This window comes from Arenibacter sp. 6A1 (assembly GCF_012272855.1).
In the GTDB taxonomy this organism is placed as follows: domain Bacteria; phylum Bacteroidota; class Bacteroidia; order Flavobacteriales; family Flavobacteriaceae; genus Arenibacter.
Genome location: NZ_JAAXCQ010000019.1, coordinates 31,101 through 55,599, shown reverse-complemented (window position 1 = coordinate 55,599; position 24,499 = coordinate 31,101). Strand labels below are relative to the sequence as shown.

The window sequence follows — 24,499 nt, the reverse complement described above, 5'->3', positions numbered from 1 at the left end:
TAAAAATGGAAGGATTACACCTGGAGCAAGATTTTTTAGTACATCTTGTTTCCAGGTGATGTCTACAGCAGATTGGTCGTAAACTACGTTTTGGGTTTACGGCTTATTAAAACTATAGATTTAAGCAGATGAAACAAATAATCGTATGTTTTTTAGCCCTTGGGTGTGGTCTTCAAACCCTTTGTTCCCAAAATGAAAAAGTAATTCAGGAATTACAAGCCTTCTCCGAAATAAAAGCTTTTGATGGCTTGTCCGTAAACCTCATTAAAGCAGATGTGAACAAGGCCGTCATAACCGGGGCCAATACCACCAAGGTAGCCATCGTAAACAATGAGGGCGTTTTAAAACTCCGCATGGAGGTAGGGAAAATTTTTAGTGGTTATCGTACCTTTGTAAACTTGTACTATACGGGGGAATTGCTGGTTATCGACGTCAATGAAGATGCCCGTATTTCTTGTGAACTGCCTATAAAACAAAAGGTTTTAGAACTAAAGGCACAAGAAGGGGGAGAGCTAAATATAAATGCCCAAGTAGAACAATTACTGATAAAAGCGGTTACCGGGGGAATTATTACAACCAGTGGAAAATCGTACAATCAGGATATCCAAATAAATACTGGCGGTAGCTATTACGGGAAAAATTTCAATACAAAATTCAGTACCGTCAATGTCAATGCTGGTTCTAGGGCCGACGTATTTGCTACGGACTATGTAAAGGCTACCGTAAAAGCTGGAGGCGAGGTTTTGGTGTACGGGAAACCCGCTAAAATGGATGAGAAAACCGTTTTTGGTGGTAAAATAACCAAAATGTAAAGAATTTAAATTTTATGATAGAAGATGTACAGGCAGCGATACCACTAGGCTTTTTTTTAAGTTTTATGGTGGGTCCTGTTTTTTTTGTGCTTCTAGAGACGAGTGCAACAAAGGGTTTTAGAGCAGCCCTCTGTTTTGATATAGGAGTGATAGTGGCCGACGTTCTTTTTATAACAGCGGCATATTTTAGTAGTTTTCAACTGTTGGAAAACCTGAGCAATCAACCGGGACTGTATGTTTTTGGAGGGGTTATTTTACTGGTATACGGACTCACCAATATTTTAAAGAAAACTGCCAAGCACAAGGACAAAAAAATAAAGGTTACCAAAGGCGATTATGTCAGTTTGTTTGTCAAAGGGTTTTTATTGAACTTTATCAATATCGGCGTTTTGGTGTTTTGGCTTGGAATTATTATTGTCGTAGGACCGAGTTTGGACAACGATCCCAAACGTATCTGGGTATTTTTTGGCGCTATGCTGGCGTCCTATTTTATTACCGATCTCGTAAAAATATTGTTGGCAAAACAACTGCGTAAAAACCTGACTTCAAAACGAATCCTTATGGTAAAAAAAGGCCTGGGAATTATATTGATCCTCTGTGGATTGGTATTGATTGTCAAGGGATTCTTGCCCAAGGACAAATTAAATATCGAAAAAGGAATAGAACTCATGAAAGAATAATAGGTGGTAGGGTTCGCCACTGTTTCCTAGTTGAGAAGGAAGGTGTCGCGCTGTTCTAAATCCGTCCTTTTTTCTCCTGCTCCCCTTGTTTTCAGCATTATTATTTGGGCGTTCCCTCCTTCGTCGGGCGGGCCCTTGGCTATATCCCTTGCTGCGCTGCGGGGATGCCGCCGCGGTCCCTAACGCTTTTTTCAGTGAACAATAAACAATTAGTAATTAACAATGTGAAAAATGCAATTGTTTAATGTAGCAATGTGAAAATGTACCGATTGGTTAAAGTTCACTGAACCCACCCTTCATCCATCATAATCGATAACAAAAATAACTTCCTAACAAATATCATGTACTTGGTTGATTAGTGTTGCCCTCATTTAAGCATTGTCTACTGCTTATAGGAAATTGATTTGGCCCCTTACTACAAATGCAAGTGGTTGCATTTTCCGAGCGGTCCTCTCTTTTCTCTTTTCTTTTATCCAGTGAACTTCCCTGATTAGTGTTGCCCGCATTTAACATTGTTTATTGCCAAATTGATTATTGTTCATTGATTGTCGCGTTAGCTTTTGCAGCGGCATCCTTTTTTGGACGGTGCAGGCGTTTAAAAAAGATATAGCGGAAAGAGCGACCCGATAGGGGAACGCCCATAAAATAAAGGCATAAAAAAAACCTTAACTAATTAAAGTTAAGGTTTTAGAGAGGCATCGAGCGGATTCGAACCGCTGTACAAGCTTTTGCAGAGCTCTGCCTAGCCACTCGGCCACAATGCCCTTTCGTTCTGCAAATGTAATAATTTTTTTAACTATCAAAAACTTAAAATCACTATCTTTTAGATTTTATTGTTACCGTAACCTCGGCAACATCGCCTCCGATAGGCGGATTTATCTTGGTAACAGCTACTTTGGCCCTCGTTACCATCTTACTTTCCTTGAAAATTCTTTTTATGATTCTTTCGGCCACATGTTCTAAAAGTTTGGAAGGGACTTTCATTTCTTCCTTTACAATATGGTTGATCAGCACATAATCGACCGTGTGTACCAGTTCATCAGATTTCGAAGCCTTTTTTAGCGAGGCCTTAACGGCAACATCAACACGGTAATCGCTCCCTATTATAGTTTCTTCCTTTAAACAGCCATGATGGGCATATACCCTTATATTACTAACTTCTACCTTTCCCACGTTACAAAAAATTTTTACAAACTTACTGCAATCCTTTTAGTTGTGGGTCATAAAATGCGCTAATTTAAAATAGGCTAGACTTGTTATTAGCTGCTCTTAATAAGTACACCTACAGTTGCTAATACCTTGGAATAAATCTACACCGATGGTAATAACGTGGGTTCCGGTGCTATATCCTAAAATTTCGTTTAAAATAATTTGATAGGAGTAACCAAAGTAGAAATTGTTTTTTTTAAGGCCTACCAGAGGGGCCACATAGTGTGGTTTTCCTATCTGGTCGTTCAAAAACCGATAGCTTAGACCGGCATAGTAATAATCTTGAAAATCGTACCATCTGAATTTCACGTTTAAATCTGCTTCGGACCTACCATCGCTCTCAAAAAGCTTATAGAGTATGGAAGGTTCTATTTCTAAATTACTGGCCTTGGATTCTCTATAACGATATCCGGTATAGGCATAATAGTTCCTGAGTCCATTTGGTTCATAAATGGGATCGAAGAGGTCGATGTCCTTATTGATAAGGTTAGAGGCATTGAGGCTAAAATAAAAGTTGTTTTTGCGATAAAGGACTCCTATATCAAAATTGTGGTTGTTGGTAGCCCTATCATTGGTTACTGCGGCATCGAAGCCGGCATCGGTAAATTTTTCTATATCTATCCTAAACTGGTTAAAATTATAGGAGACACCAAGGGATAAAAATTCGTCCTCGTACCGGTCTAGGGTCAAATGGTGTGCAAAAGAAAGTCGGGCTCCCTTTTGTTTGGTATAACCGTTAGAATCGTTGTATAAAAAGAGTCCTACCCCAGATTTTTCCCCAAGCCTCATATCGCCCGCAAAAGATTGGGTCCTTGGGGCATCTTTAATCCCTACCCATTGTGCCAGGCCATTTATTCGGATCTTTATATGATCGCCAATTCCGGCATAGGTAGGGGAGAGCACAAAGGGGTTGTCCGCTAAATATTGCGACAGTTGGGGCGAATTAAGTTCCTGTCCTGATGAGATTAGGATACTTAAAAGAAACATCAGGGGTATTACTCTTTTGATCATTAGTCTTGAAAATTAAATTCTTTATCTATACAGGGTAAAATGGCCTACAAACTCTCTATCGTCATTTTCTCCCTTGAGTTTAATGATATACCAGTAATCTCCTGATGGCAGTTCGGTATTTTTATAAAGTCCGTCCCAACCTTTATCATTGGCACCCATTCGGTAAACCTTCCTACCATAACGGTCAAATACTACTGTTAGTATTTTTGGGAAGCCTTCTAAATTCCTCGGTGCCCAGAAATCGTTTTGGCCATCGCCATTTGGCGAAAAGAAATTCGGGATTTCAATATCAATGAATTCCATAAAGATATCGGCAGAGGTTTCGCAACCGTTATCATCGATCACCGTCACCGTATAAGTCCCTGTTTCCCTTATGTAGAAGGTGTTTCCGCTACTACTTTCCTTACCGTTGAACAGGTAAGTGTATTCTGGGTATCCACCACTGGCGCTGGCCGTAATTTGGTTGATGGTCTTTTGTTCCAACGCGAGTGTCAAAGGATCTATCTGGTCTATTTCAAAATCGATCGTTTGTATACATCCATTGCTATGGGCTATGGCTATATAGTGCTTCCCTGGGGTCATGTTGGCAAAATTAGGCTCTAGGACCATGTCTGCCGGATCTGTGGAGTCTAGGGCATACATAACCTCAGGAGCAACGCTTGGGTCCTCTAACATCAAGGAAATAGCGTTAGTAGGACCGTTGTCCTCACATCCATAAGAAGGGGTGATGGCTGCATTTAAATTTACGCCTGCTTCTATGGTCACCGCTATATTGGTCTCGCATCCCTGAGCATCCCTAACAAGGATGGCATAGGTACCGCTGGCCAAATTGCTAAACTGGGTTCTGCCCACCACGAAGTCGCTTTCTGACATAGAATTGATACTGGTTCTGTATGGGGCCGTACCACCTTGGATGTTAACCGTAATAGAACCGTCTTCACTGCCTACACATAGTTCTGGGGCTACCGCAGTTGCGCTCATTTCTAATGGTTGGGGCGCCACAATATCGAAATTGAAGACAAATGGTTTACAACCTTTGGAATCTTGGGCAATGACCGTATAAGATCCCGGTGCCAGATCAGTGAATTTATTTTTAGTATCGAACTGGTTTAAATTTGGGGATATGGCATATTGGTACACGCCGGTTCCGCCCGTTAAACCTACTTCAATACTTCCATAACCATCGTCACACATAGGATTGGTTACAATAGGGGTGTTGGTGGTCAAAGGATTTCCTTCGCTAATAGCCACTTGTACCCTATCTGTACAATCCTTGCTGTCTACTTGGATATAGTAAGTGCCTGCGGCCAAATTATTAAAGATGGTATTGGTTTGCGGACCTCTTACAACCGTCAATTGGTCTTGAGCCAATAGGGAGTACGTATAACTGCCCAAACCTCCAATGGCCTTTACCTGTATTACACCGGTAGTCTCTTCAAAACAACTTACATCGACTACGGAGCTTGCTTTAATTTGCAAGCTAGGAATGGCATCTATGGTCACTTTATTTGAAATTGTAGAAACACATCCGTTAGCATCTTTTATAAAGTATTGGTACGAACCAACGGCTTGATTTGTAATATTTACGGAATTTCCGGCCATTGGGGTAAATACTCCAGAAGCGGTTGTGCTGTAGCTATAAGGAGCTGTTCCTCCTGTTGCCGTCAACCTAAGGTCTGCACCTACCGTACAGCTGTTTACATTGGTGATGGCAAGGGAAGCCCTTACTTTTGCCGGTTCGCTAATGAGTACCGCTAAAGTGGTAACATCACAGTTCCAACCATCGGTTACCGTAACAGAATAGTTACCGGCGGGCAAATTAGTAAAGGTATTTGTCAACTGTGGAGCAGAGGAGGACCCCATGTCCAAATAGTTGAGGATATAATTATAAGTGGCCGTAGCATCTATGGCCGGTCTTCCTCCTCCAGAAACATTGGCGGTAATAGAGCCAGCGAAATCGCCTGTACATAAATTGTTGGCATTTACCGTGGCCGTGGCAGTAATAGGGGCTGGTTGTACCAAGGTCTCTGTCCTAAATACTTCACAGCCGTTTAGATCCCTGACATAGATTTCATAGGTGCCTGCCGATAGTCCGCTAAACACATTATTTGTAGTAAAATCGGAGGCCACTGGCGCTGTTCCCTGCGCAATAGCATAGGTATAATTGGCCCATCCCCCGTTGGCATTGGCCGTAATTTCACCAAGCTCGGTACAGGTTAAGTGCGCCGAAATATTGGTCGATATTGCTAAGGCTCTGTTTGGCGATGCAATAGTGACCGTATTGGATGTGGTGGTACAGAAAGGAGTCTCTGTAGCCGTAATGATCACCCTATAATTTCCTGCCGGGATACCACCGATGGTTAACGGATTCGTACTGGTATTGGCAGCCGTTGCCGCTACTATTTGAATACCTGCAGTCGTATAGACCTCATAAGAATAGGCACCGAAATAACCGCTAATATTTATTTCTAGGGCACCGTCATTACCACCATAACAACTTACTGGTGTTGTGGCCGTGGCCAACACATCGATGGTATCATAAGCTTCTATCTCATAAGGAGCCGTGGTAAAGGTACAGCCAGTACTATTATCGGTGATTCGGAAAACATAGGTCCCTGGGGTCGTTAGATCAAAGTCGGCCGTTTGGCTCACCACATTCTGCGACGGACCGTTAGGTAACAGTTCATATGTAAAGTCGCCCGATCCTCCAGTAACCGTCAAACGAACTGTTTCAGCATTAGTACAGCTTATTGCAGTGATTTGGGCAACGTCTACTGCCGTAATTTTTGGCAATGGATTAACCGTTAAACTCTCTGTGACCATACAACCGTTTTGGTCTTTTACCGATAGGGTAATATTTTGGACCATTCCGGTATCTTTTATCTTAAAGCTATTGGTAGCAAAGAAATTGATACCATCAATGCTATAGAAATAAGGAGCGGTTCCGTTATTCGCGCTTGCCGTAATCGTTACCTGAGATACTGAATTGTCGGCATTACAGCTAAAATCGGTTTGACTAGTAGTCATGGAAAGCGGTAATGGCTCTGTAATTATAATTCTTTCTGTAAGCACACACCCTCTATCAGATCTTACGGTAATATCATAATTGCCCGCAGTCAATCCGTTGAACAGATTACTGTTTTGGGTGGTAGTGGTTGTACCATCAAAAATTGTATAGGTGTAGGGCGGGTTATCATTGGAAGCATCCAAGATAATTTCGATAGAACCATCGGTACCTCCGTTACAGGATACGTTTTCTTTGTTCCATGTGAAGCTTACCGGGGTGGCAGCCTCTAAAGAAATATCGGTAGTGCTGTTACATCCTGAAGCGGTATCATGGATCACCACTGTATAATCCCCTGCACTTAGGTTTGTAAAGGCATTGGAAGAATTTTGGGCTACTAAGGTAGCTCCTAAACCATCTCGTAGTTCGTATTCGTAGTTCCCCGATCCACCATTGGCAGTCACGGATATCTCCCCATCATTATTGTCACAAGAAGGCTGGACTGCGGCCACTGCCGTTGCAGTTAAAGGAGCAAGAATATCGATTGTATCGGTAGCGGTACATCCATTGGCATCCCTAACGGTTATGGTATAGGTTCCCGGGGCCGATACGGTAAAGGTATTGCTAGTCTGGTATCCGGTGCCAATACTGTATTGTAGCGGAGCTACACCTGTTCCTGCAACGGTAAAGCTATAGGAATTGCCGCCAGAGGTACACTGATCTGCAGCAAAGGCTGGAGCCGTTACGGTAGGCATAGAATCTTCTGCAACAACCACATCGATCATAAAGGTACATCCATTAGCATCTTTTACCCACACATCCCAGTTAAGGTTTGTAGCAGGATCTAAGACAGCACTAGCGCTAGCGGTATAGTTCGCTAATACCGGGGCCATACCGTCCTGTACAAAGGCATAGGTATAGGCTGGCGTTCCACCACTTGCTTTTACTGTTACTTGTGCTCCAATAGTACAATTGGCGTTGATATTTTTAGTCGCTACCAGATTTAAGGTTGCAGCCGGAGATGCAATGGTCACAGTATTAGAAACAGTATCACAGAACGGAGTGTCGGTAGCGGTAATTTCTACATAATAATTACCGGCACTCATATTCGGAATGGTCAATATACCTGGGGCAACCCCTGTATTGGTGATTCCCGTTGAGGTGTTGTTGCTTCTGAATACCTCATAGCTATAGTTGCCAGTATATCCGCTTAGGTTAATCTCCATAGCGCCGTCATTTCCTCCAAAACAACTTACTGCTTGCGTAGCGGAAGCGGTTACTTTAATAGTGTTAAAAGGAGCAACGGTATAAGGAGCCGTAGTAAAATAACAGCCGGTCACATTATCGGTTACCCTAAAAGTATAATCTCCCGGAACGCTAAGGTTAAAGTCGGCCGTTTGGCTGGTCAAATTCTGCGATGGACCACCTGGCAACAATTCAAAAGTAAAGTCGCCCGATCCTCCGGTCACCGTTACCCGTGCCACCTCATCGTTGTTACAAGTGATGGCAGTCTGTTGTGCCACGGTCACATCCGTAATCCTAGGTAATGGATCAACGCTCACATTGGTGGTCTCTGTACAACCGTTGTTGTCCTTCACGGTAATTGTAAAGTTCTGAACGGCTTTGGTATCGGATACTGTAAAGGTATTGCTGGTTTGGAAATTGGTTCCATCGATGCTATAGGTATAGGTACCGGTGCCTCCTGCGGCAGTAACGGTAATACTAGCCGTAGACACGCTATTATCTGCGGCACAGGCAAAATCAGTAGCCGTAGCCGTAGCGGTTAGGACCGGATTTTCATCAATGATAATGGATTCCGTATAAGCACAGCCTCTATCCGAAGTAACGGTAATGTCATAAGTACCGGCACTTAATCCAGTAAACATATTACTGTTTTGTGTGAATGGCGGATTAATCCCATCGTCCATGGTAAAGGTGTATGGCGGATTATCATTGGAAGCATCCAAGATAATTTCTATAGAACCATCGGTACCTCCGTTACAGGAGACGTCTTCTTTAGTATATGTAAACACTACCAGGCTAGGTGTTTCCAAGGTGATTTTGGTACTGCTTTCACAAGAGGAAGCAATATCGTGCACCACTACTGTATAATCCCCTGCACTTAAGTTTGTAAAGGTATTGGAAGGGCCTTGGGCTACTAAGGTAGCTCCTAAACCATCTTGTAGTTCGTATTCGTAGTTCCCCGATCCACCATTGGCGGTCACGGATATCTCCCCATCATTATTGTCACAAGAAGGCTGGACTGCGGCCACTGCCGTTGCAGTTAAAGGAGCAAGAATATCAATAGTATCGGTAGCGGTACACCCGTTGCCATCTTTTACGGTTACGGTATAGGTTCCTGGGGCCGATACGGTAAAGGTTGGGCTCGACTGGAATCCGGCACCAATACTGTATTGTAATGGGGCTACACCATTACCAGTAGCGGTAAAGCTATAAGCGTTTCCGTTAGAGGTACATTGGTCATCAGCGTATGTTGGCAAGCTTACGGTAGGCATGGCGTCCTCGTTTACCGTAATCGTTTCTATTTCAACACATCCATTGGCATCTTTAACATACACATCATAATCCGCTGGGTAGGTTGCAGGGTTTAAAGTTGTACTCGCACTAGCATTATAATCCGATGCAATGACAAAATTTCCTGAGGGGACAAAGGCATAGGTATAGGCCGGAGTTCCACCACTTGCTTTTACGGTTACTTGCGCTCCAATGTTGCAGTTGGCAGGGATGTTTTTGGTCACTACCAAGTCTAGCATTGCAGCCGGAGATGCAATGGTCACAGTATTAGAAACAGTATCACAGAACGGAGTGTCGGTAGCGGTAATTTCTACATAATAATTACCGGCACTCATATTCGGAATAGCCAATACACCAGGGGCAACCCCTGTATTGGTAATCGTAGTTGAGGTTCCATTGCTGTAGAATACCTCATAGCTATAGTTTCCTGTATATCCGCTTAGGTTAATCTGCATGGCACCGTCATTACTGCCAAAACAACTTACTGCTTGCGTAGCGGTAGCGTTAACCTTTATGGTGTTATAAGGAGCGACCGTATAAGGTGCTGTTGTGAAATAACAACCTGTCACATTATCGGTTACCCTAAAAGTATAATCTCCCGGAGCGCTCAGGTTAAAGTCGGCTGTTTGGCTGGTCAAATTCTGCGATGGACCGCTAGGTAACAGTACAAAGGTAAAGTCGCCCGATCCTCCGGTCACCGTTACCCGTGCCACCTCATCGTTGTTACAAGTAATGGCAGTTTGTTGTGTTACGGTCACATCCGTGATTTTTGGCAATGGATTAACGCTCACATTGGTGGTCTCTGTACAACCGTTGTTGTCCTTCACGGTAATTGTAAAGTTCTGAACGGCTTTTGTATCGGATACTGTAAAGGTATTGCTGGTTTGGAAATTGGTCCCATCGATGCTATAGGTATAGGTAGCGGTGCCTCCTGTAGCGGTAACAGTAATAGTAGCCGTAGACACGCTATTATCTGCGGCACAGGCAAAATCAGTAGTCGTAGCCGTAGCGGTTAGGACCGGATTTTCATCAATGATAATGGATTCCGTACGGGTACAACCTCTATCCGATGTTATGGTAATATTATAGGTGCCAGCACTTAATCCAGTGAACACATTACTGTTTTGTGTGAAGGGCGGATTGGTGCCATCGTCCATGGTAAAGGTGTATGGCGGATTATCATTGGAAGCATCCAAGATAATTTCGATAGAACCATCGGTACCTCCGTTACAGGATACGTCTTCCTTGTTCCATGTGAAGCTTACCGGAGTGGCAACCTCCAAAGAAATATCGGTACTGCTGTTACATCCTGAAGTAGTATCGTGTACCACCACTGTATAGTCCCCTGCACTTAGGTTAGGGAAGGTATTGGAAGGACCTTGGGCTACTAAGGTAGCTCCTAAATCATCCTGTAATTCGTATTCGTAGTTCCCAGATCCACCATTGGCGGTCACGGATATCTCCCCATCATTATTGTCACAAGAGGTCTGGGCGCTCACTTGAGAGTGCACCTCTAAAGGAGGATGAATCACCAAGGTATCGGTAGCGGTACATCCGTTGGCATCTTTAACGGTTACGGTATAAGTTCCTGGGGCCGATACGGTAAAGGAAGGGCTCGATTGGAATCCGGCACCAATACTGTATTGTAATGGGGCTTTACCATTTCCTGCAACGGTAAAGCTATAAGAATTGCCGTTAGAAGCACACTGGTCTACTGCTAAAGCTGGGGCGGTAACGGTAGGCATAGCATCTTCTGCAACAACCACATCTATTTTATAGGTACAGTCATTAGCATCTTTTACCCACACATCCCAGTTAAGGTTTGTAGCAGGATCTAAGACAGCACTAGCGCTAGCGGTATAATTTCCGACAGGAGAAGCACCATCCTGAACAAAAGCATAGGTATAGGCCGGAGTTCCACCACTTGCTTTTACGGTCACCTGGGCTCCAATAGTACAGTTGGCATTGATATTTTTAGTTTCTACCAGGATCAAGGCGGCAGCCGGAGAAGCAATGGTCACAGTATTTGTGGTATCGTCACAGAAGGGTGTATTTGTAGCGGTAAGTACCACATAGAAGTTCCCTGCGGGCAACCCAGAAATCGTTCTTGGATTTGCTGAAGTATCCGTGCTTATTACTGCCGTAATATTAGTTCCACTACTATCAAAGACTTGATAGTCATAATTCCCCGTGTAATTATTTACTTGGATTTCCATAACTCCATCAGAATCTCCATAGCAATTTACTGGACTAATGGCGGTGGCCACTACATCAATCAGATCGTAAGGAGCTACTGTATACGGTACCGTAGTGAAATAACAACCAGTAACATTGTCGGTCACCCTAAAGGTATAATCTCCTGGGCTCGCAAGGTTAAAGTCGGCCGTTTGGCTGGTCAAACTCTGCGATGGTCCGCTAGGTAACAGTACAAAGGTAAAGTCGCCCGATCCTCCGGTAACGGTTACTCTTGCCACCTCATCGTTGGTACAAGTGATGGCAGTTTGTTGTGTTACGGTTACATCGGTAATAGTGGGTAATGGATTTATAGTCACCGTATCCGTATCGGTACATCCGTTAGCGTCTTTCACGGTAACTGTAATGTTCTGAACGGCATTGGTATCGGTGATATTAAAAGTATTGTTTGTAAAGAAATTTACGCCATCAATACTGTATGTATAAGGAGCTGTACCTGTTGTTGGAATATCGGCTGTAATCACCGCTTGTGATACGGAATTGTCGGCTGCACAGGCAAAATCGGTGGCACTAGCGCTGGCCAATAATTCGGTAGGCTCGTTAATAGTGAAAGGAAGGTCCGTTTTGCAAAGTCTGATAGACCTAACTCGTACGATATAATCGCCCTGAGATAGGTTTTTAAAAGTGTTGGAAGACCTTGGCAAAGATAATGGGATCAAACCTGTACTATTAAATAATTGGTAGGTGTAAGGCGGATTGTTCATGCCAGGGCCGAGGTTGACGATAATTGAACCATCATTGGCACCATGGCAACTGATATCTTTTTTCTCCCCAATAGCGGCAACTACGGCTTTTGGTACTTCCAAGGTGATATCTATAGATGCATCACAGCCTGTAGCCACATTATCATAAACATAGGCTGTATAAGTGCCTGGGGTAAGGCCACTAAATGTAGAAGATATTTGCTTTGGACGAATGATATTATCTGATGAATCCCTAAGTTCATACCTGTAATTAAATAAAGTACCACCATAGGCATTTACCTTAATTTCGCCGTCATCCATTAGCAGGGCATCACAGGATGGAGTTACCGTTACTTCGGCCGATAAGGATGTAGGGGTATAGATTTCTATATTTTCAGTATTACCACAACCATTGGCATCCCTAATGATTACGGTATGGGTACCAGAACTCAATCCGGTAAAACTAAATGTTGCAGGAGCGCCGGAGAAGGTCACTGGCTGAAATGCACCACCATCTAAGCTAAGGAAATACGGTTGTACTCCAGCATTGGCCAATTCCACTTCAATAGTAAAATCACCTTCTACCGTCGCACATTGGTTCGGTACCGATAAACTAATGGCCGGCGTAGGATCTTCAACAATGGTGATAGGAACAAATTGTATACAATTATTAGCATCTTTTACATATACCCTATAGGCTGCTGCATTTCTATTAAATATTCCTGTGGTATTGGTTCCGGTCCATGTTGTTGCGGTAGGAGCCGCTGCCGAGGCCAATTCTAGTTGGAATAAGTATGGGCCCTGCCCATATTTAGCTTTAGCTGTAATTGTGCCTGAATTATTTTTACAACTATTGGCATTGGTAGCCGTAGCCGTAATCTCTAATAAGGCAGGAGATTGTTCTATTGTGAAGCGATCTGAGGCGCTTACACATCCAGCACCATTAACTTCGGTGAATAAAATATAATAGTCTCCAGGAGCAATACCGCTCAAGGTTCTGGTCGTTGAGGCACCTGGTATAATGGCTGTAGAACTACCTGTAATGCCTGTGGAAGTATGAGTAATGGCATCAAAAATTTCATAGTCTACCTGAGTTCCGGTATAACTGTCAAAAGTAAATTCTACCGTACCGTCCGCAGCACCAAAACAACTTACATTGGTACTGGCATCTACGGTTGAATTTAAAGTGGAACTAGAGGCAACAGGAACTGTAGCTTCTTGGGTATATTCGCAAGAAGTATCGGTATCGTACACCACAAAGGTATAGGTAACCCCAGGAGTTAAGCCCGTAAAATTATGGGAATTATCCGGTGCAGGAAAGGCGTCTTCAGGGAACCAAGCCGGGTCGGCTGCATTAAATGGCGGTGCCGGAAAGATGGCAAAATAGAAGGATCCCGTACCTAAGGTTCCATTACTTGCAGCAGCTTCTACCAACATTTCACCACTTCCAGGAAGACATCCAGCAGCACCCGCGGTGGTAATAAGAACATCAGGACCGGTGGTGATCGTAACTGTAGAAGTATTTTCACAACCATTGCTGTCAATAATCCTAATGGTATACTCACCAAAATCGAGTCCAGTAAAGGTATGGTTATTTGTCCCGGATGCCGTATCATAGGAATCGGTATAGGAATAATCACTTTTGTTTATTTCATATACATAAGTGGAAGCCCCACCATTGGCATCTATCGTTATGGTACCCATGACATTTGAGGTAGCAGAACAAGATAAATTAGTATGGGTAATATTTGGGCTTATTGCCGTAGGTTCTGTAATTGTTTCATTGGTTACTACAGAACAACCTTTATCATCGGTCAAGGTAATTTGGTAATCCCCCGCTGGTAAACCAGTGGTCTGGTTGCCATAATCGGTAGTGGAATTAGTTTCCAATATATTGATGGTATATGGAGCTGCACCAACACTGGTATCTACAACAATATCCAAAGCTCCTGTGCTGTCCCCATTACAAAGAATATGGGTAGGGGTTACGCTGGTAATAACAGGATTGTTGGCCGTTGTCACGCTTACGGTATTAGATTGCGTAATACAACCTCTGGAGTCGGTTATTCTAAATCGATATGTTCCAGCAGTTGAGGTACTGTATGGGAAGGCACCTGCATAGGCGACATAACCGGCACCGTTTACATTAACTTCGTAAGAATAGGCAGGATAGCCACCATTTACAGTTACATTTATTTCAGCATTTGGACTAACAGAACAGTCAAGGTCCTTTGTAAGCACAGCATTGGCAGTAAGTTCTGGTTCAATTGTGAACTGTACAGTATCTGTACAACCATTGCTATCCATAACTGTAAAGTCATAAGTAGCAGGGGTTAAGTCTGCAAAAGTATTTGAAGTCTGGGTAGGCCCGCCGTTTAGGCTATAGTAATACGGAGCTTTTCCTGCACTGGCACCTACCACCACTGTAGCAAGTTTAGAGGAGGAATAGCAAAGATCAGATGTGGCATCTATACTGGCAACGGGATTGACAGGAGTTGTAATATCAAAAGTATCTGTTAAGACACATCCACCGGCATCGGTTACGCGGATGGTATAAGTTCCATCTTGGCTAAGTCCAGTGAAGGTATTGTTAGCTTGTGGACCTAAAACGGTGCTGTCTGGTTGTTCAATTTCATAGACATAACTTCCCCAGCCATCGGTAGCCGTAATAGTCACGGAACCATCATCGAGGCAGGTTTTAGGGGTAACTACATGCGTAAAGGCCATGGCCGCTACTGGCTCGTTAACGGTAACAGTAGCCGTATCGGTACAGTTGGTAGTATCGTCGGTAACGGTAATGGTATAATCGCCGGCCAAAAGATTGCTAAAATTCAACGGATCTGTCGTTATTCCGTTTTGTGGGACTATTGCTGTTGGACCTGTTACGGTAAAGCTGTAGTTTCCGGAAAATCCGGTTACGTTGTATTGAATGACACCATCGGCACTGCCATAGCAAGATACGTTTTGAGTCGTTATTCCGGATACATTTATTTTTTGTACTGGGTTTATGGTAAAGTTTTCGTCGTAGAAACAGCCTTTGGCATCGGTCACCCTAAAGGTATAGGTGTCAGGGGCCAGGCCAGTAAATACATTGTTGTTACCGTTAGCCACTGGGGCAGGAGAAATAATTTCATAGGTGATAGCCCCACTTCCTCCAGTAACCGTTAGGGTAACATCTGAAGTTTCTGCTATACAATAAGGTTCAGTGGCACTAAACGCGATATCGGTTGGTGGGGTAAGGGCATCTACAGTGATCGGTCTAGTAGCGGTACAATCATTGGCATCCTTAACGGTAAGGGTATAATTCCCGTCTTTAAGTCCGGCAAAAGTATTGGATGCACCAAAATTAGTCCCGTCAATACTATAAGTATAAGGGGCAGTACCTCCAATTAGGCTTTGAACCTCAACACTGGCATCTTGGGTACAAGTATAGTCTTGGATCTGTACGGCATCAAAACTAATGGCTGCCGGTTCGTTTACGGTCACTGAATTGGTCACGGTACAACCTTTACTGTCTTGGACGGTATAAGAATAGGTCCCAGCGGCCAATCCGCTATAGGAAATTTGGTTGCTAAATCCACCACCATTAAAATTTACTTGATAAGGAGCGGCACCAAAACTGGCATCGATTGTTATATCGACCCTTCCATCGTTTCCTCCGTTACAGCTAACATCGGCAACGGTTTCTGTGGCTTGGGGATTGCTGATGGGGGCTATGGTAATCTCCGCAGTTTGGGCAACACAGCCTTCGTTATCGGTAATCTGGAATCTGTAAGTTCCAGCAGCAGTGGCGGTATAGGAAAAAGTATTTACACCTGCTCCCAAAGCGGTAGCAGGACCATATCCGGCTCCGTCAATATTGACGCTATAGCTATAATCGGCATACCCACCATTGATTGCAATATCAATTTGGGCACCGGTAGGAGCGGAGCATGTAAGTTCCTTGCTCACTGTGGCCGTTGCGTTTAATTGAGGGTTAATAGTAATGATATTCGATATAGCCGTACACCCGTAAGAATCCGTTATAGTTACTTGGTGGTTTCCTGGGGTTAGATTGTTAAATACGTTGTTGTTTTGGTTAGGGCCTCCGTTTAAACTGTATACATAAGGGGCAACACCATTGGCAGGGGTAGCAGTTAGGCTAACACCGGTTCCTGCCACATAACAAAGGTCTGTGGTTGCAGCTAGGGAAACAGTTGGACTTTGAGGATTTGCGATCGAAAAAGTATTGGAAACTTCGCATCCGTTGGCATCTCTAACGGTAATGGTATAATCCCCGGCAGTATTGATAGGGTTAAAAACATTGTTATTTTGATAGGCATACACAATACCCAAAGAAACTTCGGATAATTGGTATTGGTAGCCTCCCCATCCGCCAGTCGCATTGGCGGTTGCCGAAGCATCGGCCGTACAGGTCAATGGGGTTAGGGTATGGCTTAAGCTTAAGGCCGCTGACGGATCTGAAACCGTAGCAGTACTGGTTATGATACAATTGGTAGTATTATCGGTTACGGTTATGGTATAATCCCCGGCGCTAAGGCCAGTAAAATCTTGGGTATTGGCAGATTGGGATGTTCCGCTTTGTACCACTGTCATGGCGCTATCGGTAAGGGTATATTCATAGGTAGTAGCAAAATCATTGATGGTAAAGCGTAGCTCGCCATCATTGCCGCCCATACAGCTTACCTCGCTAATGACCAGTGAACTTACGGTCATAGGAGCTACTGGCGTTATGGTAAAGTTTTCGTCGTAAAAGCAACCATCGGCATCAGTAACCCTAAAGGTATAGGTGTCCGGAGCAAGATTAGTAAATACATTGTTGCTGCCATTGGCCACAGCGGCAGGAGAAATAATCTCATAGGTTATGGCCCCGCTACCTCCAGTAACCGAAAGGGTCACATCGGAAGTTTGTGAAGGGCAATTAGGTGCCGTAGCACTAAAAGCAATATCGGTCGGCGGGGTAAGAGCGTCAATAGTGATGTTTCGCGTAGCGGTACATCCGTTGTCATCCTTAACGGTAAGGGTATAATTCCCGGCCTTAAGTCCGGCAAAAGTATTGGCGCCAAAATTAATACCATCAATGCTATAGGTATAAGGGGCAGTGCCTCCAATTAGGTTTTGGACCTCTACGCTGGCATCTTGGGTACAGGTATAGTCTTGTATCTGTACGGCATCAAAACTAATGGCTGCCGGTTCGTTTACGGTCACTGATTTTATTACGGTACATCCCTTACTGTCCTGTACGGTATAGGAATAGGTGCCAGCGGCCAATCCGCTATAGGAAATCTGGTTGCTAAATCCACCACCATTAAAATTTACTTGGTAGGGAGCGGCTCCAAAATTGGCATCGATTGTTATATCGACCCTTCCATCGTTTCCTCCGTTACAGCTAACATCGGCAACGGTTTCCGAGGCTTGTGGATTGCTGATGGGGGCAATGGTAATCTCCGCAGTTTGGGCAATACAGCCTTCGTTGTCGGTAATCTGGAATCGGTAGGTCCCAGCTGCTGTAGCGGTATAGGTAAAAGTATTTACACCGGCTCCCAAAGCGGTAGTAGAACCATATCCGGCTCCGTCAATATTGACGCTATAGCTATAATCGGCATACCCACCATTGATGGCAATATCAATTTGGGCACCGGTAGGGGCAGAGCATGTAAGTTCTTTGCTCACTGTGGCCGTCGCGCTGAGTTGAGGGGCAACGGTAATGATATTCGATAGGGCAGTACAACCGTAAGAATCCGTTATGGTTACTTGGTGGTTTCCTGGGGTTAGGTTGTTAAATACGTTGCTGTTTTGGTTTGGACCTCCGTTTAAACGGTACACATAGGGGCCAACTCCATTGGCAGGAGTAGCGGTCAAGCTAACACCTGTCCCCGGAACATAACAAAGGTCTGTAGTTGCGGCTAGAGAAACAGTTGGACTTTGAGGATTTGCGATCGAAAAAGTATTGGAAACTTCGCATCCGTTGGCATCCCTAACGGTAATGGTATAATCTCCGGCAGTATTGATAGGATTAAAGACATTGCTATTTTGATAGGCATACACAACTCCTAAAGTGGCTTCGGATAATTGGTATTGGTAGCCGCCCCATCCGCCAGTCGCAGTTGCGGTTGCCGAGGCATCGGCAGTACAGGTCAATGGGGTTAGGGTATGGCTTAAGCTTAAGGCCGCTGGCGGATCTGAAACCGTAGCGGTATTGCTTATATTACAATTGGTGGTATTATCGGTAAGGGTAATGGTATAATCCCCTGCGCTAAGTCCACTAAAGTCTTGGATAGTGCCCGATTGGGCAGTTCCGCTTTGAACCACTGTCATAGCGCTATCGGTAAGAGCATACTCATAGGTAGTAGCAAAATCATTGATGGTAAAGCGTAGTTCGCCATCAGTGCCACCCATACAGCTTACCTCGCTAATGACCTGTGAACTTACGGTCATAGGAGCTACTGGCGTTATAGTAAAGTTTTCGTCGTAAAAGCAACCATCAGCATCAGTAACCCTAAAGGTATAGGTGTCCGGAGAAAGATTAGTAAATACATTGTTGTTGCCATTGGCAACAGCGGCTGGAGAAATAATCTCATAGGTTATAACCCCGCTTCCTCCAGTAACCGATAGGGTCACATCGGAAGTTTGTGAAGGGCAATTAGGTGCCGTAGCACTAAAAGTAATATCGGTCGGTGGTGTTAGGGGATCTATAGTGATCGGCCTAGTAGCGGTACAATCATTTGCATCCTTTACTGTAAGGGTATAATTCCCGTCTTTAAGTCCAGCAAAAGTAATGGATGCTCCAAAATTAATACCATCAATACTATAGGTATAAGGGGCGGTACCACCAGCGACACTCTGTGCTTCCACGCTGGCATCTTGGATACAAGTATAGTCCAAGATCTGTACGGCATCAAAACTAATGGCTGCCGGTTCGTTTACGGTAACAGAATTTGTCACGGTACAGCCCTTGCTGTCCTGTACGGTATAGGAATAGGTACCAGCGGCCAATCCAGAATAAGTAATATTGTTGCTAAAGCCACCTCCATTAAAGGCCACCTGATAAGGAGCGGCTCCAAAATTGGCATCGAATATTATATCGACCCTACCATCGTTCCCGCCGTTACAGCTAGTATCGGCCACGCTTTCTGTGGCTTGTGGATTGCTGATGGGGGCGATGGTAATCTCTGCAGTTTGGGCAATACAGCCTTCGTCATCAGTAATCTGGAATCTGTAAGTTCCAGCGGCAGTGGCGGTATAGGAAAAAGTATTTACACCTGCTCCCAAAGCGGTAGCAGGCCCATATCCGGCTCCGTCAATATTGACGCTATAGCTATAATCGGCATACCCATCATTGATTGCAATATCAATTTGGGCACCGGTAGGAGCGGAGCATGTAAGTTCCTTGCTCACTGTGGCCGTTGCCCTTAGTTGCGGGGCAACAATAACGGTATTCGATATGGCGGTACATCCGTAAGAATCGGTAACGGTCACCTGATAGTTTCCAGGAGTTAGGTTGTTAAATACGCTGCTATTTTGGTTTGGACCTCCGTTTATACTGAATACATAAGGACCAACACCATTGGCAGGGGTAGCAGTCAGGCTTACACCGGCAGCTCCGCTATAGCATAAATTTGTGGTAGCAGCTAGGGTAACGGTCGGATTTACAGGGGCTGTTAAGGTAATTGTCTTAGAAACTGTACAGCCATCGGCGGTTCTGACGGTAATATTATAATCGCCCAATTGAGTAAGACCGCTAAACACATTACTGTTTTGAGGACCTACATTAGAACCGTTCGGTTGTATTAATCGGTATTCATAGGAGCCCCATCCACCAGTAGCATTAATGGTAATTGCGCCACTAGAAGAACATGTTATGGGAGAAATACTAGCGGTAAAGTCTACGGCTGTAGGGGGTTCGTTAACTGTAACGGTCGCAGTACTGGTACAACCGGTTTCCCTGTCTCTAACCAGAATGGTATAATCTCCTGCGGTAAGTCCGCTTAGGGAGATATCTTCATCATCTTCTTTGTCTTCAATAAGTACCCCGTTGATGGAATACTCATATTTTTTCTCAAAATTAGAAATGGTAAACAGAACTTCCCCGTCGGAAGCACCAACACAACTTACGTTACTGATAAGCTGTGGGGTAGCGATAATTTTTTCAACGGCTTCTATGGTAAAGCTATCTTCAAAGGTACAGCCATTGTCGTCTGTTACTTGAGCGATATAGGTACCTGGCGATAGTCCGGCGAACAAAACCTCGTCATCGTCAACAGAAGTAGACGGAATAATCGAAGGGGATATTATTTGATAGGTATATGGATCTTCTCCTCCATGCACGTGCAGGGTTACATCTGAAGTTTCGTCCGGACATGAGGCTTCGGTCATTTTTCTAACATGAAGTCTATTTGGTTTTTTTACCTTTTTAAATTTTACTTTTTTGGTTTTGTAAACACAGCCATTGGCATCTCTTACCCGAATCTCATAATCTCCATCTACCAAGCCCGAAAAACGCTCGGCTCCTGGGCCCGTTACATAATTGGTGCCGTCTAAACTATAGGAATAAGGGGCGGTGCCCCCTGTGACATTTTGGGCTTCTATAACCCCGTCGTTCGTACAGGAATAATTGGTGATTATAACTGCATCGGCATCTATTTTGCTAGCCTCGCCAATGGTTATATCGGTAACATATTCGCAGGTTTCGCCTCCTTTTACGGCTCTTACGGTAACTGGGTATGTATCTGGTTTAAGGTTTATAAAGCTCTGTTGGCTATTAAAATTGTTTCCGTCCTCGCTAAAGCTAAGGGTATATCCATTGGTATTGGTTACCGTAATGGTAATGGTTCCATCCTTTTCATCGTGACAACTTTCATCTGTTTTTGTGATGTTGAACACCGGTGCTGGTTCTGAATTAATGGTAACCTCATTGGAAAGGGCGCTACAGTTATTGTCATCGACCACTACAAATATATAGGTGCCATCTTGGCCCAAGGTTCGGGAAAACGAGGTGGTATTAAAATATTCGGAAGCGGGTATATCGTTTACGTTCGCATATAAGGGGCCTCCATTCCCGGCGGCATCTACATAACTCCAAATAGCGTAGGAATAATTGGGTTTTCCGCCACTAGGGTTCATTTGGATACTGCCATCTTCGCAACCTATGTGCTGACTAACCGAAGTAGTTAAGGCTAGGGTGGTGCTGGCAATAATGGATACATCTTCGGAGTAAGTACAGCCATCATCTGTGGTAGCTATCAGGGTATAATCTCCAATAGCGACATCATTAAAGGTAAAGTTGTTATCCGAAGAAGGACCAAAATTATCTATAAGGGTTGCTCCCTGTCTCAACTCGTAATAATACTGTGGGTCTACATCGTTCACAGAAACGCTGATACTTCCCAAATCGGTGAAACAAACAGGGTTTGTAGTCGTTACGTCAACAGTAAAATTACGTTGAAAAATATCGATACTGCTTGCTACAAAAACACATGGATTGGTTGCTACATTCTGTTGTCTGATATATACATTGTAAGATCCGGGCGCAGTAATATCAAAAACACCTGAGGTGTTAGAGGCGCTCCAATCGTTGGCATCCAAGCTATATTCATAACTTCCCGGAACATTGGTAATGGTAATATTTCCAGGACTGTTACACGTAATATCTTTTTTTATGACTTGAGGATCCAATACATTCTCATAAACTTTAAAAGGAAATCTGTTTGAACAGCCGTTTTGATAAGATACTATAAACCTATATTCTCCAGGATCCGTAGCGGTAAAATCTTCTGTGGTGGCCACAGTCACCCAGGAACAAGTATTATTGGTATTGGCACAGTTCTCCGAACTTTGGGCGGTACAACTGGCCTCGTCCAATTTTTGCCAAGCAAAGGAAACAGCATCGGTAAAAGTAGTTTCAATAAATCGCTCATCATTGATACCACAAAGAAAAATTTTCGGCAATTTGGAACCGTCATTCGGACAGGTATCCACAACATCGGCATAGGGAATTACCGGATTAGGGGTGGTATTATCAAAGGGAACCACTTTTATAACCTCGGAATTACTAACACAAGGTGCGGGTATTGTTTTGTAAACGGTATAGGTTCCTAGTTGTGTTACTACCAAGTTTTGTTGGGTTCCTACGATATTACCATTCTCATCTCGCCATTCATAAGCGTCATAACCGTTTCCGGCAGATAATGTGGTATTGGCACCACATAGGTATTGTTCCCTAGAAAAGTCGCATTCGTCTAAATTGACCAAGAAATTGGTGGCTCCCGGCTCGGGAAAACTACAACTGTCATAACCGGGAACACTAGGGTCGTCCGAAATAACATTGTTGTTAAACTGGCCGTGATAGGTGGCATAGGCGGTATTTCTAATAATATTAGAACAGGCGTCGCGAAGGCTATAACAATCTTCAACGACCTTCACCTTTAGTTTAATGGTGTATTGGGGATCTCCTTTTTCTACGAATACATCTGGAATGGAAAAATTAATCTCATTGGTAATAGGATCAAAGGTATAGGTAATGGCCTGGCCGTTTACAGGGGCAGGCAGGACTAGATCACTAGGCAGAAAATTTACGTTGGCAGGTAAGATATCCCGAAGGGTAAAATTTTGAGCATTATCATTTCCGGTGTTTTGGAAGCGTAGCATATAGTACATTTCTTGTCCCAGCACCACATCGGCATTGGCAATATCGTTTCCGTTGACATCCTCTACATTTTTAAGCAGACTTATGGTAGGTTCTATTACTTCAATATTAAAGGAATTGAAGAAGGGATAGTATTGGTCTCCTGTAGAGGTAAACCTAAGGGATGCTGCTGTTTCGGAGTTGGGTATGACAGAATAGGCTGGGTTGTCCAGCTTAAAGATATCGGTATCGTAGCCCAGGGTATTGGTACTATTTGGATTTCTATTGGTAGTTAAAACACCATTAATGGTAATATTACTGTTAAAAAAGTTGTTGGCAGGATTGGTGGGGTTACTTAAGCGGGTGTAGGTTGGATTGCTTGCGGCCTTAATATATAATTCATCTCCCGTAATTCTATTGTCTCCTTCTAAGGCAGCGGCAGCGATATGGGCGTTTACGGGTCCTGCTGGAATCGTTTCGAATCCTGAATAGTTTATGTTTACATTTGGGTTAGCGCTATTAACCCGTGCAAAACCATCGAAGGTAGTAATTGATTTTCCCGTGAGGCTTGGATTTTCATAAACAAGGACCATGGTCCAACCAGCGGAAGCTCCTCCACTTAAGCTACCATTAACAGCTCTTACATTGGCAATGGTATACTCTCCTTGGGCATCGGCCATGGCGGTTATTAAGGAAGTAATATCTGCATAACAGGCATAGGGACTGTTGTCTCTCATGGACGAACTTCCGCTTGTAATACCATCGTAAAGAACTTCGTCTGCGGTAATATCGACATAGGTGCCTCCTGGCACCTTTAATTTTACTTGGTTAAAATCTGATTGCCTATTGGTACCTATACTTTGACCGGCCCTTTCACTAGGGTAGGTAGCAGACCAATAGAGGCCGGCATAAACAATCCTATTACAATCGGCCTGCGGATAGGTGAGGGTAGCACTACTAGAACTAAAGGTCGATGCGTCTCCATCCACATCAATGTATTGCATATTTAAATTATCGTTGTACTGAGAAGAGCTGCCAGTCGTATTATAAGGTTGATTCGGTCTGGTAGAATTACTGCCGCCATCCCTATTCAGAATATTGTTGGCAATAAAGGTTAGATCGCCTTTAAGATTGTTTTGATAACGTACTTCAAAGGAATTGTACTCTTGTGAAATACCGGTATAGCTCAAGAGGATTACCGTAGCCAGAATTAAGTTGGAGAATAATTTTAATTTCATTGTACAAGAAGGTTAAGGCTCTTAATTTGGGATATGCGTTTTCAAAAACCGTGAAGGCTTGTGAATCTTAGTTTTCAGTAACCGAGGTGGAATTCTTTGTGAAAATTCTCGTTTTGGTTACAAACGCTTGGCGTTCAATAACAAATATTGACTTTAATCCTGAGGGCAAGAAGTTATTGTTGTAGCGTGGTTTATTTCTGTTGTGAAATCCATTTTTTGTATGGTGATGGCTTTTTTCTCACACATATTTAGGCATGTTGAAATCACTTTGAAGACCACTTTGAAGATTTGTGTTTGTTTGTAATGTGTTGATAATAAGAGTATTGGGTTTTTAAAAATGAAAAAAGGCCCTTTTATCCATAATTTGTTGCGCTTCATCGGGTTAATGAAAAAGCCTTGGCGATATTAGAAGTTTTCGCATGGATCGGGACCTTGGTTTTTCTGCATATA

At 43.7% G+C, this 24,499-nt stretch carries 5 protein-coding genes and 1 tRNA gene; 2 read left to right on the top strand and 4 right to left on the bottom strand.

From position 1 onward, the window contains the following. Positions 1-128: 128 nt before the first annotated feature. Complete coding sequence (locus tag HCG49_RS15295) at positions 129-812, top strand: head GIN domain-containing protein (protein WP_168470399.1); 684 nt, start codon at positions 129-131, stop codon at positions 810-812. A 14-nt stretch (positions 813-826) separates the two neighbouring features. Then, positions 827-1,492, top strand: coding sequence for a LysE family translocator (locus HCG49_RS15290; RefSeq protein WP_168470398.1), 666 nt, complete (start codon positions 827-829; stop codon positions 1,490-1,492). Between the two features lie 693 nt (positions 1,493-2,185). On the opposite strand, the gene HCG49_RS15285 is transcribed toward HCG49_RS15290, so the two are convergent. The 4 genes from HCG49_RS15285 to HCG49_RS15270 form a co-directional block, all read right to left on the bottom strand. Continuing rightward, positions 2,186-2,256 (bottom strand) — tRNA-Cys (locus tag HCG49_RS15285). 52 nt (positions 2,257-2,308) lie between these two features. Then, entirely contained in the window at positions 2,309-2,665 is a 357-nt protein-coding gene (gene folB / locus HCG49_RS15280) for a dihydroneopterin aldolase (RefSeq protein ID WP_168470397.1), read from the bottom strand. Positions 2,666-2,761: 96 nt separating this feature from the next. Next, complete coding sequence (locus tag HCG49_RS15275) at positions 2,762-3,712, bottom strand: type IX secretion system membrane protein PorP/SprF (protein ID WP_168470396.1); 951 nt, start codon at positions 3,710-3,712, stop codon at positions 2,762-2,764. A 21-nt stretch (positions 3,713-3,733) separates the two neighbouring features. Then, on the bottom strand, positions 3,734-24,049 hold the full coding sequence (locus HCG49_RS15270; RefSeq protein ID WP_168470395.1) for a T9SS type B sorting domain-containing protein: 20,316 nt from the start codon (positions 24,047-24,049) through the stop codon (positions 3,734-3,736). Positions 24,050-24,499 lie beyond the last annotated feature (450 nt).

What these genes read in the sequence shown, in the direction of transcription:
- HCG49_RS15295 (WP_168470399.1), top strand. Translation starts at nt 129, where the DNA reads ATGAAACAAATAATCGTATGTTTTTTAGCCCTTGGGTGTGGTCTTCAA.
- HCG49_RS15290 (WP_168470398.1), top strand. Translation starts at nt 827, where the DNA reads ATGATAGAAGATGTACAGGCAGCGATACCACTAGGCTTTTTTTTAAGT.
- HCG49_RS15275 (WP_168470396.1), bottom strand. Translation starts at nt 3,712, where the DNA reads ATGATCAAAAGAGTAATACCCCTGATGTTTCTTTTAAGTATCCTAATC.
- HCG49_RS15270 (WP_168470395.1), bottom strand. Translation starts at nt 24,049, where the DNA reads ATGAAATTAAAATTATTCTCCAACTTAATTCTGGCTACGGTAATCCTC.